The organism is Aeromicrobium sp. UC242_57 (genome assembly GCF_044452305.1).
In the GTDB taxonomy this organism is placed as follows: Bacteria; Actinomycetota; Actinomycetes; order Propionibacteriales; family Nocardioidaceae; genus Aeromicrobium.
In genome coordinates this window covers 1338771-1362405 of sequence record NZ_JBIOAM010000005.1, presented here as the reverse complement: position 1 = coordinate 1362405, position 23635 = coordinate 1338771, and the positions used below count along the sequence as shown (strand labels likewise).

General features: G+C 68.2%; 28 protein-coding genes, 5 pseudogenes and 1 riboswitch. Of the genes and pseudogenes, 14 read left to right on the top strand and 19 right to left on the bottom strand.

Annotated elements, in window-relative coordinates:
• From ACHMWU_RS30150 to ACHMWU_RS30135, 4 genes are all read left to right on the top strand, one after another.
• On the top strand, positions 1-705 hold a 705-nt coding region (locus ACHMWU_RS30150; protein WP_396049148.1), incomplete at its 5' end, for a nicotinate-nucleotide--dimethylbenzimidazole phosphoribosyltransferase.
• A complete protein-coding gene (locus ACHMWU_RS30145) occupies positions 677-793 on the top strand; it encodes a nicotinate-nucleotide--dimethylbenzimidazole phosphoribosyltransferase (RefSeq protein WP_396049299.1) in 117 nt (38 codons plus the stop codon). The genes ACHMWU_RS30150 and ACHMWU_RS30145, both read left to right, overlap by 29 nt.
• A gap of 4 nt (positions 794-797) precedes the next feature.
• On the top strand, positions 798-1487 hold the full coding sequence (locus ACHMWU_RS30140) for an adenosylcobinamide-GDP ribazoletransferase (RefSeq protein WP_396049147.1): 690 nt from the start codon (positions 798-800) through the stop codon (positions 1485-1487).
• Positions 1448-1552, top strand: coding sequence for a hypothetical protein (locus ACHMWU_RS30135; protein ID WP_396049146.1), 105 nt, complete (start codon positions 1448-1450; stop codon positions 1550-1552). The genes ACHMWU_RS30140 and ACHMWU_RS30135 overlap by 40 nt, the downstream gene beginning before the upstream one ends.
• Before the next feature lie 97 nt (positions 1553-1649).
• On the opposite strand, the pseudogene ACHMWU_RS30130 reads toward ACHMWU_RS30135, so the two are convergent.
• The 12 genes and pseudogenes from ACHMWU_RS30130 to ACHMWU_RS30075 all read right to left on the bottom strand — a co-directional run bounded on the left by ACHMWU_RS30130 (position 1650) and on the right by ACHMWU_RS30075 (position 8027).
• Positions 1650-1854: pseudogene (locus tag ACHMWU_RS30130) on the bottom strand (cold-shock protein).
• 324 nt (positions 1855-2178) lie between these two features.
• On the bottom strand, positions 2179-2829 hold the full coding sequence (locus ACHMWU_RS30125) for an ECF transporter S component (protein WP_396049145.1): 651 nt from the start codon (positions 2827-2829) through the stop codon (positions 2179-2181).
• A gap of 163 nt (positions 2830-2992) precedes the next feature.
• Positions 2993-3370: an AAA family ATPase gene (locus tag ACHMWU_RS30120; RefSeq protein WP_396049298.1), complete on the bottom strand. Its 378-nt coding sequence runs from the start codon at positions 3368-3370 to the stop codon at positions 2993-2995.
• An 81-nt stretch (positions 3371-3451) separates the two neighbouring features.
• Positions 3452-4188: pseudogene (locus tag ACHMWU_RS30115) on the bottom strand (ATP-binding cassette domain-containing protein); the annotation flags it as partial.
• An 86-nt stretch (positions 4189-4274) separates the two neighbouring features.
• A pseudogene (locus ACHMWU_RS30110) lies at positions 4275-4436 on the bottom strand (ATP-binding cassette domain-containing protein); the annotation flags it as partial.
• 188 nt (positions 4437-4624) lie between these two features.
• The gene (locus tag ACHMWU_RS30105) at positions 4625-4861 is read right to left on the bottom strand and encodes a hypothetical protein (protein WP_396049144.1); all 237 of its coding nucleotides are present in this window, start codon (positions 4859-4861) and stop codon (positions 4625-4627) included.
• A 67-nt stretch (positions 4862-4928) separates the two neighbouring features.
• On the bottom strand, positions 4929-5594 hold the full coding sequence (locus ACHMWU_RS30100; RefSeq protein WP_396049143.1) for a hypothetical protein: 666 nt from the start codon (positions 5592-5594) through the stop codon (positions 4929-4931).
• Between the two features lie 86 nt (positions 5595-5680).
• The gene (locus ACHMWU_RS30095) at positions 5681-5959 is read right to left on the bottom strand and encodes a hypothetical protein (protein ID WP_396049142.1); all 279 of its coding nucleotides are present in this window, start codon (positions 5957-5959) and stop codon (positions 5681-5683) included.
• Complete coding sequence (locus ACHMWU_RS30090) at positions 5956-6159, bottom strand: hypothetical protein (protein ID WP_396049141.1); 204 nt, start codon at positions 6157-6159, stop codon at positions 5956-5958. Before ACHMWU_RS30090 ends, ACHMWU_RS30095 begins: the two co-directional genes overlap by 4 nt.
• Before the next feature lie 80 nt (positions 6160-6239).
• On the bottom strand, positions 6240-6380 hold the full coding sequence (locus ACHMWU_RS30085) for a hypothetical protein (RefSeq protein WP_396049140.1): 141 nt from the start codon (positions 6378-6380) through the stop codon (positions 6240-6242).
• On the bottom strand, positions 6380-6898 hold the full coding sequence (locus tag ACHMWU_RS30080) for a hypothetical protein (RefSeq protein ID WP_396049139.1): 519 nt from the start codon (positions 6896-6898) through the stop codon (positions 6380-6382). Before ACHMWU_RS30080 ends, ACHMWU_RS30085 begins: the two co-directional genes overlap by 1 nt.
• Positions 6899-6947: 49 nt before the next feature.
• Positions 6948-8027, bottom strand: coding sequence for a prenyltransferase/squalene oxidase repeat-containing protein (locus ACHMWU_RS30075; RefSeq protein WP_396049138.1), 1080 nt, complete (start codon positions 8025-8027; stop codon positions 6948-6950).
• A gap of 63 nt (positions 8028-8090) precedes the next feature.
• A riboswitch (cobalamin riboswitch) is annotated at positions 8091-8228 on the bottom strand.
• 350 nt (positions 8229-8578) lie between these two features.
• Between ACHMWU_RS30075 and ACHMWU_RS30070 the strand changes: the two genes are divergently transcribed.
• The 6 genes from ACHMWU_RS30070 (at position 8579) to ACHMWU_RS30045 (ending at position 11015) form a co-directional block, all read left to right on the top strand.
• On the top strand, positions 8579-8731 hold the full coding sequence (locus ACHMWU_RS30070; RefSeq protein ID WP_396049137.1) for a hypothetical protein: 153 nt from the start codon (positions 8579-8581) through the stop codon (positions 8729-8731).
• Entirely contained in the window at positions 8728-9627 is a 900-nt protein-coding gene (locus tag ACHMWU_RS30065) for an acyl-CoA dehydrogenase family protein (protein ID WP_396049136.1), read from the top strand. The genes ACHMWU_RS30070 and ACHMWU_RS30065 overlap by 4 nt, the downstream gene beginning before the upstream one ends.
• Before the next feature lie 72 nt (positions 9628-9699).
• The gene (locus ACHMWU_RS30060; protein ID WP_396049135.1) at positions 9700-10116 is read left to right on the top strand and encodes a hypothetical protein; all 417 of its coding nucleotides are present in this window, start codon (positions 9700-9702) and stop codon (positions 10114-10116) included.
• Positions 10011-10232 carry an acyl-CoA dehydrogenase gene (locus tag ACHMWU_RS30055; protein ID WP_396049297.1) on the top strand — a complete coding sequence of 74 codons (222 nt, stop codon included), beginning with the start codon at positions 10011-10013 and terminating at the stop codon, positions 10230-10232. Before ACHMWU_RS30060 ends, ACHMWU_RS30055 begins: the two co-directional genes overlap by 106 nt.
• A gap of 77 nt (positions 10233-10309) precedes the next feature.
• A complete protein-coding gene (locus ACHMWU_RS30050) occupies positions 10310-10930 on the top strand; it encodes a hypothetical protein (RefSeq protein WP_396049134.1) in 621 nt (206 codons plus the stop codon).
• A complete protein-coding gene (locus tag ACHMWU_RS30045) occupies positions 10878-11015 on the top strand; it encodes a hypothetical protein (RefSeq protein ID WP_396049133.1) in 138 nt (45 codons plus the stop codon). Before ACHMWU_RS30050 ends, ACHMWU_RS30045 begins: the two co-directional genes overlap by 53 nt.
• A gap of 65 nt (positions 11016-11080) precedes the next feature.
• On the opposite strand, the gene ACHMWU_RS30040 is transcribed toward ACHMWU_RS30045, so the two are convergent.
• On the bottom strand, positions 11081-11527 hold the full coding sequence (locus tag ACHMWU_RS30040; protein ID WP_396049132.1) for a MarR family winged helix-turn-helix transcriptional regulator: 447 nt from the start codon (positions 11525-11527) through the stop codon (positions 11081-11083).
• Positions 11528-11703: 176 nt separating this feature from the next.
• Between ACHMWU_RS30040 and icmF the strand changes: the two are divergent.
• The 4 genes and pseudogenes from icmF to ACHMWU_RS30020 all read left to right on the top strand — a co-directional run bounded on the left by icmF (position 11704) and on the right by ACHMWU_RS30020 (position 16790).
• Positions 11704-14946 (top strand): annotated as a pseudogene (icmF, locus tag ACHMWU_RS30035) (fused isobutyryl-CoA mutase/GTPase IcmF).
• Between the two features lie 99 nt (positions 14947-15045).
• On the top strand, positions 15046-15441 hold the full coding sequence (locus tag ACHMWU_RS30030; RefSeq protein WP_396049131.1) for a hypothetical protein: 396 nt from the start codon (positions 15046-15048) through the stop codon (positions 15439-15441).
• 81 nt (positions 15442-15522) lie between these two features.
• A complete protein-coding gene (locus ACHMWU_RS30025; RefSeq protein ID WP_396049130.1) occupies positions 15523-16032 on the top strand; it encodes a thioesterase family protein in 510 nt (169 codons plus the stop codon).
• Positions 16029-16790, top strand: coding sequence for a helical backbone metal receptor (locus ACHMWU_RS30020; RefSeq protein WP_396049129.1), 762 nt, complete (start codon positions 16029-16031; stop codon positions 16788-16790). The genes ACHMWU_RS30025 and ACHMWU_RS30020 overlap by 4 nt, the downstream gene beginning before the upstream one ends.
• Here the strand turns inward: ACHMWU_RS30020 and ACHMWU_RS30015 are convergent.
• From ACHMWU_RS30015 to ACHMWU_RS29990, 6 genes and pseudogenes are all read right to left on the bottom strand, one after another.
• Positions 16777-17528: pseudogene (locus ACHMWU_RS30015) on the bottom strand (enoyl-CoA hydratase/isomerase family protein). The gene ACHMWU_RS30020 and the pseudogene ACHMWU_RS30015 overlap by 14 nt on opposite strands.
• 68 nt (positions 17529-17596) lie before the next feature.
• Entirely contained in the window at positions 17597-18664 is a 1068-nt protein-coding gene (locus ACHMWU_RS30010; protein ID WP_396049128.1) for a class I SAM-dependent methyltransferase, read from the bottom strand.
• 68 nt (positions 18665-18732) lie between these two features.
• Positions 18733-20178: an NAD(P)/FAD-dependent oxidoreductase gene (locus tag ACHMWU_RS30005; protein ID WP_396049127.1), complete on the bottom strand. Its 1446-nt coding sequence runs from the start codon at positions 20176-20178 to the stop codon at positions 18733-18735.
• A 49-nt stretch (positions 20179-20227) separates the two neighbouring features.
• Positions 20228-21295, bottom strand: coding sequence for a hypothetical protein (locus ACHMWU_RS30000; RefSeq protein WP_396049126.1), 1068 nt, complete (start codon positions 21293-21295; stop codon positions 20228-20230).
• Positions 21292-22083: an Ig-like domain repeat protein gene (locus ACHMWU_RS29995; RefSeq protein WP_396049125.1), complete on the bottom strand. Its 792-nt coding sequence runs from the start codon at positions 22081-22083 to the stop codon at positions 21292-21294. Before ACHMWU_RS29995 ends, ACHMWU_RS30000 begins: the two co-directional genes overlap by 4 nt.
• Complete coding sequence (locus ACHMWU_RS29990; protein ID WP_396049124.1) at positions 22013-23590, bottom strand: HtaA domain-containing protein; 1578 nt, start codon at positions 23588-23590, stop codon at positions 22013-22015. Before ACHMWU_RS29990 ends, ACHMWU_RS29995 begins: the two co-directional genes overlap by 71 nt.
• Positions 23591-23635 lie beyond the last annotated feature (45 nt).

The following is a 23635-nucleotide window of genomic DNA, read 5'->3' as shown; positions in this document are numbered from 1 at the left end:
CCCGCCATGGTGCGCACCTTCCTGGCAGGCAAGGCCGGCGTCTCGGTGCTGGCCGCCCAGCACGGTGTCAGCGTCCGCGTGCTCGACATCGCCGTCGACGACGACCTCGTCGGCGTCGATCCGGCAGTCACGGCCCACAAGGTGCGGCGCAGCAGCGGCGCGATCCACCTCGAGGATGCGCTGACCGCCGACGAGACCGCACGGGCCATCGCAGTCGGCGAGACGATTGCCGCCGAGGAGATCGTCGCCGGCGCCCAGTTGCTGATCTCCGGCGACATGGGCATCGGCAACACGACGCCGACCGCCGCGCTGATCGCCGCCTCGCTGGGGCTCCCGGCGGCCGACGTCACGGGACACGGCACCGGGATCGACGAGGCAGGGCTCGCGCACAAGACGCTGATCGTGCAGCAGGCGATCGATCGCGCCGGTGAACGTGTATCTGACCCGATCGAGACGCTCACGGCGCTCGGCAGCGCCGACATCGCGGCGACCGCCGGGTTCATGGCGGCCGCCGCCCGTGCCGGCGTCCCGGTGCTGCTCGACGGCGTCATCTCGGTGGCTGCGGCCATCATGGCCGACCGCCTCGCCCCAGGCGCCGCCGCCTGGTTCGCCGCGGCACCATCGTTCGACCGAGCCCGCCCAGGCCTTCGCGCTCGAGAAGCTCGGCCTCGAGCCGATCCTCGACCTGGGCATGCGGCTGGGTGAAGGCAGCGGCGCCGTCGCCGCCGTTCCGGTGCTGCGCTCGGCCGCCTTGTTGCTCGCTGACGTCGCACTGCTCGCCGATCTCGGCTGACCCGGTGCTGGACGCCTGGCGACTCGCAGTCGGCACCCTCACCGCGATCCGAGTCAAGCCGCCGCAGACCGTCACCCGCCAGATCGCTGGTGCCGCGATGCTGGTGGCACCGCTGGCCGTCGTGCCGCTGGCACTGCTGGTCGCCGCGACGTTGTGGATCGGCCGCGAGCCGGCTCGCCCGATAGCGGTCGCGGTGGCTGCCGTTGGCCTGCTCGCGGCCGGAAGCCGGGCCTTCCACCTCGACGGCCTGGCCGACACCGCCGACGGCCTCACGTCGTCGTACGACCGGGAGCGCTCGCTCGCCGTCATGAAGACCGGCGACACAGGACCGGCCGGGGCGGCCCGCGCTCGTCGTGGTGCTGGGTGTCCAGGCCGGATCCCTGGCCTCGGTCATGTGCCTGCCCCAGGGACCGTGGCTCGCGGCCCTGCTGGTCTGCGTCTCCCGTGGCGCCGTCGCGATCACCTGTCTGCGTGGCATCCCGGCGGCGCGCCGAGACGGGCTCGGCGAGACCTACGTCGGCAGTGTCGCACCTGGCGCGGCCGCCGCGGTGTGGGCCGGACTGACGGCTGCCGTGTGTGCCGGATTCGTGATGATCGACGAACCGTGGTGGCGTGGGCTCATCTGCCGCCGGCGCGGCGCTCGTCGTCATCGCGTTGGTCGTCCGGCGGGCCGTCAACCGGTTGGCCGGCGTGACCGGTGACATCTCCGGCGCCTGCATCGAGCCGAGCCTCGCCGCGCTCCTGCTCGCGGCCACCTGACCGTCGCACGGAGGGGCGGTGCCCCCAGCGCACCGAACCCCCGAACGCCGAGGCGCCGGGGGTTTCGTCGATCTGTTAGATCAAGAGATCAGGTAGATCAGAGGGGACGGATGTTCGTCGCCTGCAGGCCCTTCTGGCCCTGCTCGACGTCAAACTCAACCTTCTGGTTCTCGTCCAGCGAGCGGTAGCCGCTCGTTGCGATAGCCAGAAGTGCGCGAAAACGCTTCTTCGCTGCCGTCGTCGGGGGCGATGAATCCAAAGCCCTTGTCAGCGTTCGACCACTCGACTGTTCCTGTAGCCATAATCTTGCTCCTTCTTGCGAGTTGCCTCCCGCGCTTTTCGCGGGTGACCGTCGCGACACACATTTAACCGAGAAGAAATTCAAGACCAGTGATGGGAACATCATTCGTTCGTACAGCCCAACGTCGTGCAACTACTGACTACCCTAGCGGGTTTCTGCCCACAATGGCTCATTTGACCTTCTGAACAATTGTCGGCGCATACGAGCACGTCGCGAAGCCCGCCGCGACGTCGCCAGATCGCCGGTCCGAGCACCACGATCGCGACGCTGTTGGCGATGGCGCGGCCGGTGTCCCAGCCCGCAGTCGACGTCAGCAACGTGTAGATCAGGAAGCGGTGCAGGTTGTCCAGGAGATCGGCACCGGGGACGAACGACAGCCCGCCGTGTGCCCCGGCACCTCGATCCCGAGCGTGAACGGCCACGACGACAAGTTCATGAGCAGCCCGTAGGCGTACGCGCACACGATCCCGTACCCGACGAGCATGACGATCTCGGCCCGTCCGGTGACTCGTCGGGGCAACAGCCCGGCGCCCAGCCCGATCCAGGCTGAGGCCATCATCTGGAACGGCAACCACGGGCCGACTCCCGACGTCAGCAACGCCGAGGCGAACAACGATGTGCACCCGAGCACGTAACCGAATCCTGGACCGAAGACCCGGCCCGCCAGGATCAGCAGGAAGAACACCAGCTCCAGTCCGGCCGTCCCTGCACCGAGAGCCCGGAGCGCCGCGTTGATCGCGGTCAGCACGCCCAGCATCGCCAAGGCCTTGGAGTCCATGCCGCCCTCGCTGCGCTCGGCGACCACGACGATCACGACGAGCGGCAGCAGCAGCATGAAGACGAAGGGCTGGTCGACCCGCGTGGCGCCTTCGGCAGGCACCAGGAGCAACGGCCAGACGAACATGATGAGTCCCGCCACGGAGGCCACGGTGAGCACCGCGACGGACCGGGGACGCAAGGCGATCGCAGACTGCATCAGCACAGCCTGGCTGGTCTGATCCTGGCTGGCCTGTGCCGCCTCGACCTGCGAGACCGTGAGCCAGCCCGGGCCGAGGATCTGGAGACCTGCGGCGCGAAGGCCGGCGACTCGGCCAGCACCTTGGCGGTCGGACCGGCCGACACGATCTCGCCTTCGGCCATCACGACGACTCGTCGGCGACGTGCGCGATGAACTCGACGTCGTGGCTCGCGACCAGGACCGCGCGGCCCTGCGCCGTGATCTCTCCCAGGATCGCCGCCAGCTCGTTCTTCGCCCCGTAGTCGAGGCCACGGGTCGGTTCGTCCAGCGCGACGACGCGGGGTTGCGCGGTCAGCACGATCGCCAGCACCAACGACAACCGCTGTCCCTCCGACAGGTCACGCGGATGCGCCTCGCCCTCGATGCCCGGCGCCAGTCGGTCGAGGATGCTGCGACACGTGCCCTCGTCAGCGCCGGCCTGGGTGTCAGCGGCTCCGCACTCCTGGTCGACGGTCTCGAGGTAGAGCAGGTCGGTCGCTGTCTGAGGAACGAGCCCCACGACTCCGCGCACCGCTGCTCGACAAGCTCCTCGGGGTCCAGGCCACCGACCCGCACCGATCCGGCATGCCGCTTGCCAGTGCCCTGCACGGCCCACAGCAGGGACGACTTTCCTGACCCGTTGCGCCCCATGAGCGCCACGACCCGACCGACAGGCACGGTCAGGTCGACGTCGCGTACAGCCACCAGTGAGCCGTAGGCCACCGTGACGCCTGTTGCGGTCAGCGCAGGCTCGCGAGGAGCCAGCCGCAGTGGCGACGGGCGCGGGCAGGACGCCCAACGATCCCCGGAGGCGGCAGCTTCTCGGACCGACAGCGGCAACGGCGACCAGCCGGCCAGTCTGCCCAGCTCGATGACCGGCGGCGCCACGACCGAATCGACCAACAGATCGGCAGGCAGGCCATCGCGAACCCGGCCGTCCTCGACCAGCACGAGTCGATCGGTGAACGGGATGACCCGCTCCATCCGGTGCTCGGCCAGCACGACCGTCAGCCCGAGGTCGTCGACCAGCCGCGCGAGGGTCGCCAGCACGTCTTCGGCGGCGGTCGGGTCCAGCGCCGACGTCGGCTCGTCCAGCACCAGCACCTGCGGATGCATCGTCAGCACCGCACCGATCGCCACCCGCTGCTGCTGGCCACCCGACAGCGTGCGCAAAGGCCGCGACCGCAACGACGCGATGCCGAGCAGGTCGAGCGTCTCCTCGACGCGGCGGCGCATCGTCTGCCCGTCGAGACCCAGCTGCTCCATCCCGTACGCGAGCTCTTCCTCGACGGTGTCGCTGACGAATCCGGCGAGGGGATCTTGCCCGACGTACCCGATCTTGTCAGCCAGCCGCGCGGAGCGCGCCCGGTGATCGACTCACCGGCCAGCAGCACGTCGCCGCCGAGCTCACCACCGCTGAAGTGAGGGACGAGTCCATTGAAGGTGCCGAGCAGCGTCGACTTGCCCGATCCGGTGCGACCGGCAACCAGGACGAGCTCGCCTTCGTCGAGGCTCAGGTCGACCCCCGTGAACGTGTGCTCGACGGCACCGTCGTAGCGGAAGGACAGCCCGCGCAGTGCGATCATGGGCGCACCTCGGCTGGTTCCCGGAACGGCTGTCTGCGCCTGGCCCATGACGTCGAGCACTGGCGGAGGCGTGAGGAAGGCCGGCACGACACCGATCATGACAGCCGCCAGCGCGGCGACGGTCAGCCCCGGGACGTCGGCGACCGGCGGCGTGATGACCAGCGGATCGCGATCGGCGATCACGGCCGTCATGACGGCCGCTCCCAGACCCGAGACGACGGCGACGACTCACCGGCCCGCCACCGGTCGGGACGGTACCGGGTGCGCTCGACCCGCCTGCCAGCAACAGCGAACCCGACGGCTGCCAGGGCGATACCGGCCAGGAGCATCGGCCAGGCCAGCCAGCGCGGGGCCGTGGCGTCGAGGTAGCCGTACGTGCCGATGCAGACACCGGTCAGTCCGGCCAGCATCAACGTCCCGGTCAACCAGCGAGTCGTCGGGATGCCTGCCCCGACCGCCCGTAGCCACGAGCGTCCATGCCCGCGGCGAGCGTCATCGACCGCTCCAGCGCATCTTCGAGCACTGGCACGATGATGCGGCGCAACGAGCCGATCCCCTTGCCCGGGTCGCCGCGCAGCCTGCGCGCGCGACGAACCCGCTGCACGCTCTCGGCGAGCCGCGGAAGACCGACAGCGCCACGACGATCGCGGTGCCGACCTCGTACAGCGCCGGCGGCATCGACTTGAGCAGCCGCTTGGGATTGGCCAAGGTGTTGGCAGCCCCGACGCAGATCACGATCGCCGCCAGCCGCATGCCGTCGTAGAGGCCGCCCAGCAAGGAGTGCGCGTGCACCGGACCCAGCAGCGTGATGCCACGGGCCACGTCGGGCAACGGGATCTCCGGCAGCGTGAACAGCACCTGACCACTGCCAGCGCCGCCTACCAGGATGCGGAACACGACGCGGATCGTGATGATCAGCAGGGCGAGGTACAGGTAGAACCGGAACGACATGGCCCACGGCGCCGCGGTCCGGCGCGAGATCACGACGAAGCACACGACGAGCACGACCAGGACGATCAGGATCGGGTTGGTCATGAGCGACACCGCGGCCGCGAGCCCGAGTGCCCAGATCCACCAGGCGCCCGGATGCAGATCGCGCGGAAGGACCGTTGCTATGACGACTCGCCTGCTGCCTTGCGCCGCCAGAGTCGCACCCATCCCGCCGAGCAGCAGGATGCCGATCGCCGCTGCCGCCCAGACCAGCCCCCCGGAGCCGCCTTCGTCGTCGCTGCTCTCGGCGCTGGTCAGCCGGCGTCGTCCTGTGCCGCCGGGGCGGCTGTCGTGCTGGTCGCTGACGATTCCGCTGGAGAGGAGGTCGGTCTCGGGGTCTTGGTCGACGCCGACGGCGTGGGCGTCGCGGTCGACGTCGCGGCTGTCGGAGTGCTGGCGGTCGGCTGCGGAGCGGACGTCGTCCCTGCCGCCGGGGGCTTGGTCGACTTGGCCGACGGCTTCGGGGCGGGCTTCGGCTTGGGCTTCGCGGATGGGGTCGTCGGCTTCGGTGCTGTCGCCGCGAGCGGCTTCATGCTGGGTACGTCTTGGAGTTGCCGTTCTGGAACACGAAGGCGACCCAGCCGCCCTGCGGGACGTTGAGCGAGCCGACGCCCAGGCTGGAGTACTTCCAGGTGCCGGACGTCCCGTTCGACCAGAACAGGCCCCAGTACTTGGTGGCCGGCGGCGCCTTGGCACAGCTTGTGCTGGGCGCCCCGTCGACCTGGCACACCATCCCCGGCTCGGGTGTCGACGTACGTCAGCGAGTGACCTGCGTCGACGAAGTTGCTGGCCGCATCTCCCCCGCCGTCGGCGTCACGCGACGCTGCCGCCGACCACGACCGTGACCCCGACGCCCTTGGCGCATGCTGCGGCCGTTGCCGGACCTGTCGCAAGCGCGACACCCGCCGCGCTGCCCAGGAGCAGCGCGGCGAGCAAGGACGTCAGGCGGCGCATCAGCTGACCTTGAAGCCTTCGAACCGGTGCGGTTCTTGAATGCTCCGACGACCTTGACGGTCTTCTTGCCGGCCTTCTTGCCCACGCTGAACGTGTAGTTGTACTTGCCGCTGGAGTTGGCCTTGGCAGTCTTGACGAGCTTGCCGGACACGTAGACCTTGATGGTCTCGCCCGAGGCCAGACCGGAAGCCTTCGCGGTCTGCTTCTTGTTCTTCTTGACCTTGCTGCTGAGGCTGATCGAGAAGCTTCTTGGCCGCGAGGATCTTGACCGAAGTCGTGCCGACGCGGTTCGTCCGCGAGCCCTTGATCGAGACGGCGCGCGTGGCCGAGCTGCCGCCTGTCTTGACCTTGGCCGAGGCGACGCCTGCTGCAGTCGCGGTGCCGGTGACCGTCGTTCCGCCGGCGACGGACGCCGTGAACTTCTCGCCGGCTGCGAGGCCCGTCGCCGACACCGAGATCGTGCTGCCGCTGGCCAGGTAGCCGCTGGGGGCCTTCGCCGTGAAGCTCTTGGCCGGCAACTGGGCGTTGACGCCGATGGCGGCCTGCGCCGAGGCACGGATCCACTGGTCACGCTGGTTGACCGGGATGCCAGTCGTCTTGCCGGCGGCGAGTGCATCCTGGTCGAAGGCGATAGCGCCGAGCTCGTTGGCGAGCGCCGTGTCCTCGGCGATCGCGTCGGTGACCTGGTGCGAGACGATCCACGACGCGGCGCTGCCGGCCGCGCCGGTCTGCACCGACGGCCTTCAACGTCACAGCGGCCAGGCCTGTGGTGTTGGTGTTCGCGTTGTCATCGTTGACGAAGGAGCCATTCGCAGCCTGCTGCTTGAGCAGCCAGCTGACGGCGGCGTCGATGTCGTCCTGCAGGTTGGCGACACCAGCGTCCTTGGCCGACAGGAGTGCCTGGATGCCGAACGCGGTGGCGTCGATCGTGATCTGGTCGTCGTCGGCCGTGGTGGTGTCGCCGCACTCACGGTCGACGGGCAGGACGGTCTCGTCCTCCCACGGTTCCGTGGTGGTCGGGTCGTCTGCGACCGCTACCGCGAACATGTTGGTGCGGAACGCGCCGGTGGCGCACTGCTGCTTGAGCAGGTAGTCAGTCGCCGACGTGAGCTTCGCGGTGCTGGTCGGGCTCGTGGCGAGCGCGCGGACGACCCACGCCTGACCGATCGAGTTGGAGTAGTCGGCGAACCCAGAATCGACGGCGCGACCGGCTTCGTCACCGCTGGCCACGACGCGGGACTCGACCGTGGCGATGAGGTTCTGGCCACCGAACGCGGTCGCGTCGGCGTCATCGCTCGAAGCCTCGACTGCCGTTGCGAGCTGCCCGCAGCACCGGCGGATCCGCCGCCGACGTACGCCGATGGGTTTGCCTCGAACGCGGAGATGATCTTCGCCTGATCGGCGGCCCGCGTGTCGAGGTCGTTCAACGCGAAGAACACGTCGAGGGACAGGCCGTAGTGGTTGAAGCTGTACTGCTCGTTGTAGACGATGCCGTTGGTCAGCTGATCGCTCAGCCAGCGGGCTGCGGAGTAGCCGTACGAGTTGGGGGCGGCCTGCGCCGAGGGCGCTGCGACGACCATGCCAGCGGCGAGCGCCGGGGCGATGGCGGCCGCGCCGAGGCGGCGGAAGGCTGGTGCGGTTGAGCATGTGGGTCCTTCCCGCTGTTGAACGGGAGAGGCGGAAGCCCGTCACGTGTGTTCCTCGACAGCGTGGATCGGTCATGCCCACAGCAGGTGCTCCGGCTCGCCACCTGAGGTGGCCTGCGGTTGCGGGTCAGCGCCGGAGTTTGACCGGCTTTCCCTGACATGCGGGCGGTTTTCGAGTTGTGCCAAACGGCTTCAGCAATCTAACACCCGGAACCCGCGACCGAAGAATCTGGTTCTGTCCGCGATTCAGCGGACAGAACCAGATTTCTCCCGTCGCCGAGCGGAGCGTGGACCAGTACCGTCGTAGCCATGACGCTCAGTGACGAACTCCGCATCGCTCTCGACGGCAAGTGGCGCCACGTGCGGGAGCAGTCCGCAAGGATCTCGCCGCGATCGACCTGGCCTACGACCACGACCTGACCCTCGCCGAGGCACGCGAACGGGTGCTCGGGCAGATGAAGAAGCTCGTGCCGACCGGTATCCCCGCCGCAGGATTCAAGGTGGCGAGCGGCGGCACCGGGCGATCCGGGCGGCGCGGTCACCGGGATCGAGATGCTGGCCCAGTTCGACCTGTCGCTGATGGTCAAGGCCGGCGTGCAGTGGGGGCTGTTCGGCGGAGCGATCGAGAACCTCGGCACCGAGCGTCACCACCACAAGTACATCCCCGACCTGATCAACCTCGACCTGCTGGGCTGCTCGCGATGACCGAGACGGGGCACGGCAGCGACGTCCAGAGCCTCGAGACGACCGCGACGTACGACCCGGCGACGCAGGAGTTCGTGATCCACTCCCCCACGCCGTCGGCGCGCAAGGACTACATCGGCGGCGCTGCGCTGCACGCCGAGGTCGCGACGGTCTTCGCCAGCCGTCACGAACGACGAGAGCCACGGCGTGCACTGCTTCGTCGTGCCGCTGCGCGACAAGCCGGCAACGACCTGCCGGGTGTCACGACCTCGGACGACGGTCACAAGGGCGGGCTCGGCGCGGTCGACAACGGCCGCATCATGTTCGACCAGGTGCGTATCCCGCGCGAGAACCTGCTCAACAAGTACGGCGACGTCGACGAGGACGGGACCTATTCGTCGCCCATCGACAACGTCAACCGGCGATTCTTCACGATGCTCGGGACGTTGATCCGTGGTCGGGTCAGTGTCGGCGGCTCGGCTAGCGCAGCGACCGAGGTCGCGCTCAGCATCGCCGGACGCTACGCGCTCAAGCGCCGCCAGTTCAGCGAGGGTCCCGGCCAGGAAGTCCTGCTGATGGACTACCGCATGCACCAGCGGCGGCTCCTCCCACTGATCGCCCGCTCGTACGCCTACCGGTTCGCCCAGAACCAGCTCGTCGCCCGCATGGACCGCCTCCAGAGCACCGACACTCCCGATCCGCAGGAGTCCCGTGAGCTCGAAGGTCGCGCCGCTGGCCTGAAGGCAGCCCAGACCTGGCACGCGACCCGCGCGATCCAGGAGGCCCGCGAAGCCTGCGGCGGAGCCGGCTACCTCGCCGAGAACCGTCTGACGACGCTCAAGGGCGACACTGACGTCTTCACGACCTTCGAGGGCGACAACCACGTCCTGTTCCAGCCGTCGCCAAGGAGCTGCTGACGTCGTACGCCCAGGAGGTCGGCGGGCTCGACCCCGTCGGCTTCGTCCGTTTTGCTGCCAGCACCGTCGCCGATGTCGTCAAGGAGCGCACCGCCGCATCCCAGCCATCCAGCGCTTGATCGACGCACGATCCGGCGACGACGACCACGACCTGCTCGACCGGGGCACCAGCTCAACTTGTTCGAGGACCGCGAGCAGCACGTCATCGAGACCGCCGCTCGCCGACTTCGCCGGGCAGACAAGGACGAACCGGCCGAGGCCTTCGCGGTGTTCAACGCCGCCCAGGATCACGTCATCCGGTGCGGACGGGTCCATATCGACCGTGTCGTCCTCGAGGCCTTCACAGCCGGGATCGCGCGGTGCGACGACCCTGACGCCCAGAGCTGCTGCGTGACGTCTGCTCGCTGTACGCGCTGTCGATCATCGAGGAAGACCTCGCCTGGTTCATGGGCCACAACCGGTTGTCCGACCAGCGGGCCAAGACCGTGACGTCGCTGATCAACGACCTCCTCGACAAGCTTCGTCCGCACACCCTGACCCTGATCGAGGGCTTCGGAGTACCTGAAGAGACCCTCGGTGCCGCTATGCTCCGCGACCTAGATTGAGACGGTCTGTCGGCCCAGGCTGAGTATCTGCTTAAATGAAGCCCTATTTCTCATCTCAATCCGGGGGGAACCACCGCATGAAAAACCTTTTGCGTTTCGCGGCCATCACCGTCGCGTCGACTGCACTCATCGCGGGCGGCACCACAGCCGCCACGGCTGCGCCGGGCGACACGGCCGCCATCACGACCTTCAAGCTCAAGCAGGGCGCCACGTACTACAAGACCTCCAACTTCATCTCCGGAACCGTCGTGGCTTCCGCGCCTGGATCGTCCTCGTTCTACGGCGTGAAGGCAACGGTCACCGTCAACGGCAAGGCCGTCAAGACCGGCGTCCCGGTCTACCAGAACGGCATCTACTTCGATCGGGCCTGGGGTGCTGGCACCGTCAAGCTGATCAACTTCACGGCGTCGGGCTACGACACCCGTCCCGGTCACGTCGGCGCGTACTACGACCGCCCGATCCCGGCTCCGGCCAACTCCACGCGCGTCCGTTATGCGGTCGAGTCGACTTCGGGCGTCAAGGTCACCAAGCGTGGCAAGAAGCTGACGTTCAAGCTCACCGCGACCTACCGCGACAAGGCCGGCAAGCGCAAAGAGCGCCCGCAAGGCGACGATCCAGGTCAAGAAGAGCGGCAAGTGGAGGACGTTGAAGACGGTCCGGCTGAACTCGAAGGGCAAGGCCACCTACAAGCGTTCTGACAAGAAGAAGCGGCCCTACCGCATGGTCGTCAAGACGACGAACCTGATCAAGGGCGGCACGACCCGCGGCGGTCTGAAGATCTGACGCAAGCTGAAAACCAGAACGCCCCCGACCCACTGGGTCGGGGGCGTTCTGGTTTTCAGGCTCGGCTAGAAGTCGCCCGCTGCCGAGCGCACGTGGCGCAACAGCTCGAAGGTCTGGTCCTGCTGCTCGTCGTCGAGCCCGACGATCGCGAAGTCGATCGCCATGATCGCCGCGGTCGACTCGGCCAGGATGCGCTTGCCCTCGTCGGTCAGCTCGGCGAAGGTGCGCCGGCGATCGGTCTGGTCGGCCACCCGACGCACCAGCCCCTGTGACTCCAGCCGGTCCATCGCGTTGGTCACCGAGGTCGGATGCACCATGAGCCGCTCACCGATCTTGCTCAGCGGCAGCCGTCCGGTCGCGCTGAACGAGATGAGCTGCAGCACCTCGTAGCGGGCGAAGGTGATGCCGAACGGCTTGAGCGCGGCATCCAGCCGGCGCTGATGCAGCTGCTCACCCGCATGATCGACGTGGCGAGGCGCATCGAGCGGGCCGGCCCGATGTGCTCGACCCACAGCTCGGAAGCGCGTTCAATGGGGTCGAAGGGCAGCTTCGGCTCGGCAGGCATGCGCTCCATCGTAGGGCAGCAGCCCCGGACTGGTAATTACTTGGACATGCGACTATTTTAGATCCAAGTACTTTGATCCGTGTGCTTCGCAACACCTTCGGCAACCCGCCCGGAAGAGGAACCATGAGCAGCCCAGAACTTCACGTCCCGAAGAACCCGGTCCGATTCGTCACGGCATCGGCACTGTTCGACGGTCACGACGCGTCGATCAACATCATGCGCCGCATCTTCCAGTCGCAGGGGGGGCTTGAGGTCATCCATCTCGGCCACAACCGTTCGGTCAGGAAGTCGTCGATGCCGCGATCGAGGAGGACGTCCAGGGCATCGCGGTGTCGTCCTACCAAGGTGGCCACGTCGAGTACTTCGAGTACCTCGTCGAGTCGTTGCGCGAGCAGGGAGCCGGCCACATCCATGTCGTCGGCGGTGGTGGCGGCGTCATCGTTCCTGAGGAGATCGCCCGGCTGCGAAAGTCCGGCGTCACGATCTTCTCGCCCGAAGATGGCCAGCGCCTCGGCCTGGTCGGCATGATCAACTCCGTCGTCAAGGACTGCGACTTCGACCTCACGGCGCAGGGCACCCTCGACGTCGACGCCCTGCTCGCCGGCGAGCGTCCAGCCGTCGCCCGCGCCATCACCTTGGCCGAGAGCGGAAGCCTCTCCGACGAAGAGCAGGCTCGCATCGCCTCCGCTGCCGCCGCCCACTCGCACCCTGTTCTAGGAATCACCGGCACCGGCGGCTCCGGCAAGTCTTCGCTGACCGACGGCTCGTGCGCCGTTTCCGGGTCGACCAGCAGGACAAGCTGCGCGTCGCGGTCATCGCGGTCGATCCCACCCGTCGCCGGGGTGGCGGCGCCCTGCTCGGCGACCGCATCCGGATGAACTCGCTCGACGGCGAGCACGCCTACTTCAGATCGTTGGCGACCCGCGGCTCGCACGAGCTGCCCGCCTCGCTGAACGATGTCATCCAGGTCGTCAAGGCCGCTGGCTTCGACCTGATCATCGTCGAGACCCCCGGCATCGGCCAGGGCGACGCCGCGATCGTGCCGTTCGTCGACTCGTCGCTGTACGTCATGACACCCGAGTTCGGTGCAGCCTCCCAGCTGGAGAAGATCGACATGCTCGACTTCGCCAACACCGTCGCGATCAACAAGTTCGAGCGCCGCGGCGCCAAGGACGCCCTGCGTGACGTGGGCCGGCAGATGGTCCGCAACCGCGAGGCATTCGGCTCCAAGCCCGAAGACATGCCCGTGTACGGGACGTCGGCGGCGACGTTCAACGACGACGGCGTCACGGCGCTGTACCAGCACCTGCGCGACGAGCTCGGGGCTGCCGGGCTGCCGATCGCCGAAGGCGTGCTGCCCCCGGTCGACGTCAAGTTCAGCAGCGGCATCCAGCAGGTCGTCCCCTCCGAGCGAGTCCGCTACCTGTCGGAGATCACGCAGACGGTCCGCGACTTCCACGACGAGACCGAGGTCCTGGCTGAAGCCGCCGACCGCGTGCAGCGACTCGAGCAGGTTGCCGAGGAGGGCCCCCTCTCGACAAGCTCGAGGGACGAGCTGACTGGCTCGTCGACCAGGCGAAGAAGGACGTCCCCCACGAGATCTCCGACCAGATCACAGGCTGGCCCGCCGTCGTCGAGTCCTACTCCGGCGACGTGCAGACCGTCCGGGTCCGCGACAAGGAGATCCACACGCAGCTGACGCGTGAGTCGCTGTCCGGCAACAAGATCCCCCGGGTCTCCCTGCCGAAGTTCTCCCATCACGGCGAGCTCGTCCGGTTCTGGCGCCGCGAGAACCTGCCGGGCTACTTCCCGTACACCGCCGGCGTCTTCCCGTTCAAGCGCGACGGCGAGGACCCCGCCCGCATGTTCGCCGGCGAGGGCGATCCGTTCCGCACCAACCGACGGTTCGAAGCTGCTCTCCGAGGACGGCGACGCGACCCGCCTGTCGACCGCGTTCGACTCCGTCACCCTGTACGGCCGTGACCCCGACCCACGCCCCGACGTCTACGGCAAGGTCGGCACCTCAGGCGTCTCGGTGGGGCGACCTTGGAGGACATGAAGGCCCTGTACGACGGCTTCGACCTCGTCGCGCCGTCGACGTCGGTGTCGATGACGATCAACGGCCCCGCGCCCACGGTGCTCGCATTCTTCCTCAACACCGTGATCGACCAGCAGGTCGACAAGTTCCGCGAGAAGGAGGGGCGCGAGCCCAGCGAGGCCGAGCACGCCGATCTGCGGTCGTACGCCCTGCAGAACGTCCGTGGCACGGTGCAGGCCGACATCCTCAAGGAGGACCAGGGCCAGAACACCTGCCTGTTCTCCACCGAGTTCTCCCTGCGGATGATGGGCGACATCCAGCAGTACTTCATCGACGAGGGCGTCCGGAACTTCTACTCCGTCAGCATCTCGGGCTATCACATCGCCGAGGCCGGAGCCAACCCCATCAGCCAGCTGGCCTTCACGCTCGCGAACGGCTTCACGTACGTCGAGTCGTACCTCGCGCGCGGCATGGACATCGACGACTTCGCGCCGAACCTGTCGTTCTTCTTCAGCAACGGCATGGACCCCGAGTACTCCGTGCTGGGCCGCGTCGCCCGCCGCATCTGGGCCATCGCGATGAAGGAGAAGTACGGCGCCAACGATCGGTCGCAGAAGCTCAAGTACCACGTGCAGACCTCGGGTCGGTCGCTGCACGCCCAGGAGATGGACTTCAACGACATCCGCACGACCCTGCAGGCCCTCATCGCGATCTACGACAACGCCAACAGCCTGCACACCAATGCCTATGACGAGGCCGTCACGACACCATCGGCCGAGTCGGTGCGCCGGGCCCTCGCGATCCAGCTCATCATCAACCGGGAGTGGGGCCTGGCGATGAACGAGAACCCGCTGCAGGGCTCGTTCATCATCGACGAGCTGACCGACCTGGTCGAGAAGGCCGTTCTGGCCGAGTTCGACGCGATCAACGAACGCGGCGGCGTGCTGGGCGCGATGGAGACCGGCTACCAGCGCGGCCGGATCCAGGACGAGTCGATGCTGTACGAGCACCGCAAGCACGACGGCACGCTGCCCATCATCGGCGTCAACACGTTCCGTCGCCCCGACACCGAGGGCGAGGGCGAGGAGCACACCGTCGCTGGCCCGGGCCACCGAGAGCGAGAAGGAGTCAGCAGCTTCGCCCGCGTCCGCCGCTGGCAGGAGACCCACTCCGCCGAGGCCGCCGAAGCCCTGGAGCGGTTGAGGCTGGCCGCGATCAACCACGACAACGTCTTCGCCGTGCTGATGGACGCCGCCCGCGTCTGCTCGTTGCAGCAGGTCACCGAGGCGTTCTTCGAGGTCGGTGGACAGTACCGCCGCAACGTCTGACCCACGCTCCCCGGGTGTGGACCCGCCGGAACCGGGTACGCCCTCGGATGCAGGGACGTGGCCGCTCGGCCGGGTCCCCATGCGACGGGAGGAGATGGCATGTCTGACATCGACTGGTGGGTATGGGTCATCGTGGCGGTCGTCCTGATCGCCGTGCTGCTGGGGCTTGCCGCAGCAAGTCGTCAGGTGGCGACGCGACGGTTGGTCAAGCAGCGCGAGCAGGACGACCTCGATCGCGGCGAGGCCGAGAAGCTGCGCCGAGACGCCGACGCCACGCACGCAGCCGTACAACGTCGGGAGGCCGAGGCGGCCACGGCACACGCGGACGCTGAAGAGGCCCGGCTCCAGGCTCAGCAGCTTCAGCGCGAGGCCGCCGATCTCGACCGGGATGCGACACGACAGCGAGGAGCGCTCGACGACCAGCTCGCCGAGGCCGACCGCATCGATCCCGACGTGACTGACGGCGCACACGTGAAGCGCGACGAGCAGCCCTGATCGGGACCGCGGGCCGGTCTGGGTAGGACAGGCGCTCTGGGCGGGGTCGAGGCCCCGCCGGGAGTCCCCTATCGTCGGATCGTGAGCATCTCGATTCCCACTTACGACCAGATCATGGAGCTCCCGGCCCAGATCGACCGGCCCGTCCCGCCAGAGTTCATCGACGAGAACGGCCACATGAACATCGGCCGCTACCTCGAGCTCGGAGCGAACGCCCTGTGGGCCCGCCTCCAGAACGACCTGGGGATCACGACCGAGTACGTCCAGTCACGCGGCCTGTCGACGTTCACGGCCGAGCACCACCTCACCTATCTGTCAGAGATGCTCGAGGGCGAGCAGGTCAGCGTCCACGTGCGACTCGTCGGACGTAGCGACAAGGCCCTCCACTCGGTCGCCTTGGTCGTGAACCAGACCCAGCAGCGCCTTGCCTGCATCATGGAGAGCGTCATCATCCACATCGACATGGGCCCCCGGCGACCGGTGGAGTTTCCCGCTGACATCGTCCCCCTGCTCGACGCGGGCCTGAAGTCCGACGACCTCGTCTGGCCAGCACCCGTGAACGGCTCGATGGGCGTCCGGCGCAAGCCATGAACGACGATCTCGGGCACCCTGTGAGCCGGCACGCCCCCGCGCGTCGGATCGTCTCGCTGGTCCCGTCGCTGACCGAGGCGATGGCCGCCACCCGGCCAGAAGCACTGGTCGGGGCGACCGACTGGTGCACGCATCCCGCTGACCTCGACGTCACCCGGGTGCGAGGCACCAAGAACCCCGACCGGCGGGCCGTCCTGGCGTTGAAACCCGATCTGGTGATCGCGAATCGCGAGGAGAACCGCGAGCTCGACATCACCCGGCTGCGCGATGCCGGCGTCCAGGTCTGGGTCACCGTGATCGAGACCCTCGACGAAGCCTTCGCGTCGATGCGCCGGATGTTCACCGACGGCCTGGGCTGGGACGTCCCCGACTGGCTCGTCGAGGCCGAGGCCGCGTGGCAGCGTCCTGCCGACCGCGACGGCCGACGGGTCGCGATCCCGATCTGGCGCGATCCGTGGATGGTCGTCGGCTCACGCACCTTCACCGGCGACCTGATCTCGCGGCTGGGCCTCGTCAACGCCTACGCCGATCCGGTGCTGAATCCGGGACAGGACCGCTACCCGCACGTCGAGGTCGACGACATCGACGCCGACCTCGTGCTGCTGCCCGACGAGCCGTACGTGTTCACCGCCGACGACGGGCCCGAGGCCTTCCCGCACATTCCGACCGTGCTGGTGTCAGGGCGCGTGCTGACCTGGTACGGGCCGTCGCTGGTGACGGCCCGCGCCGAGCTGGAGAGTGCGCTCAGCGGGAGATGAACGCCTGGACCAGTCGCTGCGCTTCGTCGCCAGCGACCGCCGAGGCGATCGTCGCGGACTCGTCGGCACCGGCTTCAGGGCCCGTGACGTCGTAGGAGCCGCGAATCAGCCGCTTGGCCTGCCCGAGCGCGGCCGGCGCGGTGTCGGCCCAGGTGCGGGCGATCTGCTCGACCCTGGTCTCGACCTCGTCATCGGCGACGACGTACGACACCAGGCCCCAGTCGAGCGCTTCGGCAGCCGTCAGCACGCGACCGCTGAGCGCGAAGTCGAGCGCCCGCTGCTGGCCGATCGCGCGGGGCACCAGGTACGAGGCGCCACAGTCAGGCGTCAGACCGATGCCGGGATAGGCCATGACGAACTTCGTCGACTCCGACGCGACGATGACGTCGCAGCCAGCATCACTGCGAGGCCCGCCCCGGCCACCGCTCCACGCACTCCGGCGACGACCGGCTTGGGCAGGTCGGCCAGGTCGCGCAGCCCGCCTTCGAGGACGTTGGCCAGCTCCAGCAAGTAGGACGGGGCGTCATCGGCCTCGACGAACGACTTGACGTCACCGCCGGCGCAGAAGCGCTTGCCCTGGGCCGTCAGCGTGATCGCACGCACCTCGTCGGACGAGACTGCGTCGACTGCCCGGACCAGGTCTTGGGCGGCCGGCAGGTCGAACGAGTTGGACTGCTCGGGTCGGCTCAGGACGAGCCGTCCGACGCCGTCGACGATCTCGTGGGTCACTGCGGACATGCGGGCCTGCTTTCGGTGCCGAGGAAACTACTCGGCCCACTCTAGGCGGCGCGCTCCGTGCGACGGACTCAGCCCACGAGCCGGTAGAACCGCCACAGGTCGTGCTCGATCGGGAGCACCTCGACATCATCGAAACCCGCCTCACGCGCATAGCCGCGCAGCACTGACGGTCGCATCACGGTGCCGGTTGCCCTCGACGGCGACGTGCTCATGCTGTCGGGCAGGCACACCATGAGCGAGAACCCGTACATGAGCTGTTCGACCGAGTCCCCTGACCGGCCGGTGAAGTCGTCCGGCACCCGTTCGTCCATGACCATGACGATGCCCGACGGGCGCGCAAGCATCCGCATGCTCCGCAGCACCGCCACGGGGTCGGGCAGGTCGTGCACGCACTCGAAGGCCGTCACCAGGTCGTAGCCCTCGCGGCCGTCGAGCGCTCCGGCGTCGATCCGCGTGAAGGTGACCCGCTCGCTCACCCCTGCCTGCTCGGCGTGCTCCTTGCCGGCGCGCACCGAGGCGGCGTCGATGTCGAAGCCGTCGACCGTCACCCCGGGATAGCCCATGGCCATCGCGATCGACGACCACCCTTCGCCACAGCCGACGTCGGCGATCCTCGCACCCTTCCCCAGCGCCTCGACCAGACCTGGAACGGACGGGAACCACTCCTGGGCCAACAGGTGCAGGTAGGCGGGGCGATTGCCCCCGGCCTGCCCCATCCGCATCTCGGGGCCGAAGGCCTCCCACGGGACGCCCCCACCGACGCGATAGGCCTCGACCAGCGCCTCGATCCGACTGGCCGCGGCCGCCACGACACCGATCACGGGCACGAAGTGCTCGATCGAGTCGGGATCGGCCAAGGCCCCGACGTGCTCGGCAGGCAAGGAGTACAGCCGGTCATCGGCCGGGGCAGCAGGGTCGTCGACGTCAACCAGCCCGACGACGGCCTGCTGCTCGAGCCATTCCCTGGCGTAACGAGGCGCGACAGGGGCCACGTCGGCCAGAGCCTCGGAGGTCATCGGCCCCTCACGGGCCAAGGCCTTGTACAGCCCGAGCCGGTCGCCCAGGTGGATCGACAGCAGCTCAAGCGCACCGAGAGTCGAGCTGAACAGCTGCTCGGCCAGGTTGTCAGCATCCATGGCGGGCACCTCCGTGCGGGTGTCCTACCAGCGTCGCACGTCCCGCCGTGATGGGCGAGGGACCAAAGTCAGTCGGTGGGTGCCTTCTTCGCCGCCGTCTTCTGGGCCGCTGGCTGCTTGACGGGCGGCGGTCCCGCCGGGGTCTTCTTGGCGGCGGCCTTCTTGACCGGCGCTTTCTTCGCGGCGGCCTTGGCGGCAGCCTTGCGCGGCGATCGCGCCTCGACCGTGAGCGGGGCCAGTGCCACGACCGGCGGGGTCTCGCCGACGATCGCGTTGTGGCTGCGGCCCACGAGGTACTTCGCGGTCAGGTTGGTCAGTGTGGCGAACCGGTTGCGGTTGCCCAGCAGGGTCGCGATGTGCAGGGCGACCCAGATGATCCAGGCCAGGAACCCCTTGAGCCGGGGCAGGAACTTGATCTCGGCGACGGCCGAGGAACGGCCGATCGTGGCCATCGTGCCCTTGTCCTTGTACTTGAACGGCTTGGGCAGGCTCTTGCCCTTGACCTCGGCCGCGATGACCTTGGCCACGTGCTTGCCGCCCTGCAGCGCAGGCTGGGCGAGCTGCGGCAGCGGCTTGTCGGGGCTGACCGCGACGTCGCCGATCGCGAAGACGTCGCTCATTCCCTTGACCCGCAGGTGCTCGTCGGTCTCGATCCGACCACCGCGTCCTTGCGGCACCGACCATTCCTTGACTGCGCTGTGCGCCGTGACGCCGGAGCCCCACACCACGATGCCAGCTGGCAAGAACTCTTCCTGGCCGTTGTGCTCGACCAGCACGCCGTCCTCACGGACCTCCTTGACAGCGGTCTCGAGACGCAGGTCGACGTCGCGCTTCTCGAGGGACCGCTTGGCGTAGTCGCGCAGCGACGGGTGGAACGGTGCGAGCACGAACGGCTGCATCTCGACCAGGGTGATGTGCACCCGCTTGGTGTCGAGCTCGGGGTAGGTCGTCGGCATGTCGTTGTTGCGCAGCTCGGCGAAGGCTCCGGCAGTCTCGACGCCTGTGGCGCCGCCGCCGACGACGACGATGCGCAGGTCGCGGTCTTGACCGTTGATCGCGGCGTCCTCGAGGTTCGCGAACATCTTGTCGCGCACCGCCAGTGCCTGCGAGCGTCGGTACAGCGGCATCGAGTACTTCTCGGCACCGGGGATGCCGAAGAAGTTGGCCGTGACGCCGACGGCGATGACGAGCTGGTCGTACTTGACCTCGACGCCACCGTCGAGGAGCAACGTCTTGGCCTCGTGGTCCATCGACGTCACGGTGCCCTTCAGGAAGCGCACGTTGCTCTGCTTGGCGCGGATCGCGCGCAGGAACCAGGTGATGTCGCCAGGGTTGAGGCTGGCGGTCGCGACCTGGTACAGCAAGGGGCTGAAGGTGTTGTAGTTGTGACGGTCGATCAGGGTCACGTCGACGTCGGCACGCTTGAGTTTCCGGACGGCGGCGATGCCTCCGAAGCCGCCTCCCACCACGACGACGTGCGGGCGTTTCTGGGCTGAAGCAGCGCTGTCAGACATACCTCCATGATAGAGGGCGACACGTGAGCGCCGCACCTCGCTCCCCCATTTATGTCTTGACAAACCACCCACGCGACTCGGGCTTGCGCAGCTGGACCAGCACGACGATGGCCGCGACCGTGAACGGGATCCCGATCGGGAACAGGACGATCGACGTGATGACCGTGACAGCCCCCATCACGAACAGGAAGACACCGCCGGAACGCCGCTTCGTCAGCACCAGGACGGAGGCGGCGAGCCCACCCAGAGCCAGGGCCAGACACATGCCGAAGATCACCATCGACGTCTGGTAGAGCTGGTCGTAGTCGAGACCGGCATCGTCGATCATGCTCTGCCCGAACGGGCTCTCACGCAGCAGTCGTTCGTAGTCGTCTCCGACGAGTCCCAGCACCAGCAGCGCCAGGACCGAGGTGCCGGCCACGATGGCCGAGCCGATGAACGTCGTCCACGTCGCTACCCGGACCGGCTTGGGCAACGACTCACGTCCGGCGCCCGGGGCAGCCGGATACTGCAGACCCGGCTGCGGGACCGGGTACTGAGCGGGATACGCGGCAGGATGGTGGGAGGCTGGATCGTAGGCGGCCGGCGGAGTCGACGGCGCGGCGTCCTGCGGGGGCGTCGACCCGACCATCGCCATCGGCTTGGGCGGCGGCGTCGGCTCGGGCTCCTCACCGTTCAACACCCGGAACCACGCCTTGGCCTCGCCTCGCCACAGACGGGTCGTGAACGCCACCGACAGCGCCCCGAGCAGGATGTCGAAGAACGACCCGCCGACGGCGCCGAGGAAGAAGCAGACTCCCACGACGGGCATCACGATCGACAGGCCGATCCGGCTGGCCCGATCACCGCGTGCGGTGTAGATCGCGAAGACGACTCCGGAGGCTGCCATCACGGCGAGAACTGTCAGGAAGATCTTGTAGCCCGACTCGGCACCGGCCTGGCTCGCTCCGCTCTCACGGATCACCTTGATGATCGACGAGACCCGGTCGGCACTGTTCTCACCGTTCCAGGTGGAGATCAGGTCGACGGCGCTGATGGCCTGGATCAGTGCGAACAAGCCGAGGTACAGGCAGGTCGCAGTCAGCATCGGCGGACGCTTGGGCGTCGTCGCAGTCATGCGCCCATCCCATCACGTCGTGGCAAGTCGGTGCCCGGGCGGGCAGGAGACGGCCTCGCCGCCGTCCCCTGCCCTCCCAGGCCAGAACCGCTAGCGCACCGTGACCTTGACGTACGAGCCGTCGCCGAGCCGTGCAGTGCACCCGACGCCAGGCTCACGCGCAGGTAGTGCGTGCCCTTCTTGAGATGGGGCAGCTTGACCGTCAGCCTGCCCTTGTGCCCGGCCTTGAGCGTGGCTGTCTTGAGGATGCGGCCACCGTCACGGATCACGAGCTGTCCGGTCGGTCGGTACGCGGAGGTCGCCGAGACCAGCGAGCCCCTCACCACCAGACGGGGCCGGGTCTTGCGGGTGATCGTCGCATCCTTGGCACGGACAGTGATCCGCGCGGAGGCCTTGACGACCCGCAGGGTCCCCTTCGTGCTCGACGCCGCCACACCTGCAGCACCCAGGTACGACACGGACACCGCGTAGGTGCCCGGCCGCAGACCCGAGGGCAGCTTCACGGTCGCCCGACCCTTGCTCAGCGTGCCGGACACGGTCTTGCCGCCGACGGCAACCTTGACCTTGCCAGCCACCTGGACGCCCGGCGCCGTCACCTGGACGGTCGCCGACGGCTGACGCCCGTACGTGTAGCTCGATCGTCCGACCGTGACCTGGGTCTTCGAAGCGGCCGGACCGGCGCTGCTCTCCTCACCCAGTCCCAGGTCGGCACCGAGATCATCGAGCTCGGAGCCGGCCGGGTAGAAACCGGCGAAGGCAGGCGCTCCCGCCTCGGTGAGCTGCTGCACCGACTCCCACCAGGCGCAGCGCGTCGGCTCCGGCCGTGAGGGCGTCCTTCGCATCGAGCGCGGCGAGCTCGACGTCGTCGTACGTCGTCAGCTCGGTCGAGTCGAGGCTCTTGGACACGACATCGGCGACGAGCACTCCCTTGTCTCCCGTGATCTCGACACGGGGGTCGGAGATCTTCAGGTCGAGAGCGCCTGCGTGACCCGTGAAGTGGACCGACCCGTCGTACTCGACCTCGAGGGTCTTGGTCTTCGGGTCGTACGAGCCGGAGTCGACCGGGAACCGGAACGTGCCGTCGTCGGCGATGCTCGCACCGCCGGCCACGGTCGTCGTGCCGTGCGCGATCGGTCCGCCGATGTACTTGCGGAACGACTCCTTGACACCCCAGGCCAGGTCGCCGGAGGCCACGTCACGCTTGGCGTCGGACGGTTCCGCGACCGACAGCGTGACTGTGCGGGAGTAGACCGTCGCGATGTCGTTGCGCAGGCGGGCCCGGAACACCGAGCCGCTCTGGTCGGCGTTGCTGTCCTTGACGGTCAGCGTGCCACCGTTGATGACGAAGTTGTCGTCATCGTCGCTGAGGTCCTGCCAGTAGCCGCCGACCCGACGCTGCCAGGTGATGGTCGGGTACGGATTGCCTTTCGGCATGACCAGGAACTGCGCGTCGTCACCTTCGGTGACGTCGGCACTCTCAGGCTGGAAGACGATCGCCGGCGCGGTCTGCACCTCGGCAACGACGGCCTCGGTGGCTATCTGGCCAGCAGCGTTGCTGACGAGCGCGCGGTACTGCCGACCATGGTCGGCCTCGGTCAGCGAGACCGTCGTGCTGGTCGAGGTCTCCCCCGCGATGGCGGTCCAGGCCTTCGGCGACGTGCTGCCGACCGGCCGGGTCTGCCACTGCAACGTCGGGCTCGGATCGCCGGTCGCGGCCGCTGTGAGCACGGCCGTCTTCGACACGTCTCCGAGACCGAGGCTGACCTTCGGCGTCGTCGGCTGCGTCGTGATGGTCGGCGAGATGCCGGTCTGGTCCCACGAGAAGAAGCCGAAGTCGGCCTCGTCGGCGCCCATGCGCTGGGCCACGGCGTACAGCTTGCCGCCGTCACCGGCCACGGGCAACGCCTCGAGGACCGAGTATCCGAGGGCCTTGACGGTCAGATCTCCCTGATGCGTTCCACGCACGGCGGCGATCCTGAACGCGCCCCAGTCCGAGAGGTACCAGGTGTCGGTCGAGATGTCGTACGACGAGCGCAGGACCTGGCTGAGGCCGGTGTCCTGGATCGGTCCGACGCGATCGTAGGCGCCACCGCTCACGGCGACGTCGTAGATCCGACCCTGATAGTTGGTCAGACGGAATCCACCACCGTTGACGGCAAGGGCCTCGGTCGGGTACTGGAAGGCCTCCTGCTGAGCCTTCGGGTTGGTGTAGTCGCCCGGCAGCTCGCTGACCACGGCACTGTTGCCGGTGACCTTGATGAGCTTGGGCGCACGTCCGGCCTCGGCGACGACCATCGCGCCGTGCTCGTCGACGGCGAGGCTGGGGCGACTGATCTGCAG

Bases quoted from the DNA above. Each gene is read 5' to 3' on its own strand.
- ACHMWU_RS30125 (WP_396049145.1), bottom strand. From the start codon at position 2,829: ATGCAGTCTGCGATCGCCTTGCGTCCCCGGTCCGTCGCGGTGCTCACC.
- ACHMWU_RS30100 (WP_396049143.1), bottom strand. From the start codon at position 5,594: ATGGGTGCGACTCTGGCGGCGCAAGGCAGCAGGCGAGTCGTCATAGCA.
- ACHMWU_RS30095 (WP_396049142.1), bottom strand. From the start codon at position 5,959: ATGAAGCCGCTCGCGGCGACAGCACCGAAGCCGACGACCCCATCCGCG.
- ACHMWU_RS30090 (WP_396049141.1), bottom strand. From the start codon at position 6,159: ATGGTGTGCCAGGTCGACGGGGCGCCCAGCACAAGCTGTGCCAAGGCG.
- ACHMWU_RS30085 (WP_396049140.1), bottom strand. From the start codon at position 6,380: ATGCGCCGCCTGACGTCCTTGCTCGCCGCGCTGCTCCTGGGCAGCGCG.
- ACHMWU_RS30075 (WP_396049138.1), bottom strand. From the start codon at position 8,027: ATGCTCAACCGCACCAGCCTTCCGCCGCCTCGGCGCGGCCGCCATCGC.
- ACHMWU_RS30070 (WP_396049137.1), top strand. From the start codon at position 8,579: ATGCTGGCCCAGTTCGACCTGTCGCTGATGGTCAAGGCCGGCGTGCAG.
- ACHMWU_RS30065 (WP_396049136.1), top strand. From the start codon at position 8,728: ATGACCGAGACGGGGCACGGCAGCGACGTCCAGAGCCTCGAGACGACC.
- ACHMWU_RS30060 (WP_396049135.1), top strand. From the start codon at position 9,700: ATGTCGTCAAGGAGCGCACCGCCGCATCCCAGCCATCCAGCGCTTGAT.
- ACHMWU_RS30050 (WP_396049134.1), top strand. From the start codon at position 10,310: ATGAAAAACCTTTTGCGTTTCGCGGCCATCACCGTCGCGTCGACTGCA.
- ACHMWU_RS30030 (WP_396049131.1), top strand. From the start codon at position 15,046: ATGTCTGACATCGACTGGTGGGTATGGGTCATCGTGGCGGTCGTCCTG.
- ACHMWU_RS30020 (WP_396049129.1), top strand. From the start codon at position 16,029: ATGAACGACGATCTCGGGCACCCTGTGAGCCGGCACGCCCCCGCGCGT.
- ACHMWU_RS30010 (WP_396049128.1), bottom strand. From the start codon at position 18,664: ATGGATGCTGACAACCTGGCCGAGCAGCTGTTCAGCTCGACTCTCGGT.
- ACHMWU_RS30005 (WP_396049127.1), bottom strand. From the start codon at position 20,178: ATGTCTGACAGCGCTGCTTCAGCCCAGAAACGCCCGCACGTCGTCGTG.
- ACHMWU_RS30000 (WP_396049126.1), bottom strand. From the start codon at position 21,295: ATGACTGCGACGACGCCCAAGCGTCCGCCGATGCTGACTGCGACCTGC.
- ACHMWU_RS29990 (WP_396049124.1), bottom strand. From the start codon at position 23,590: ATGGTCGTCGCCGAGGCCGGACGTGCGCCCAAGCTCATCAAGGTCACC.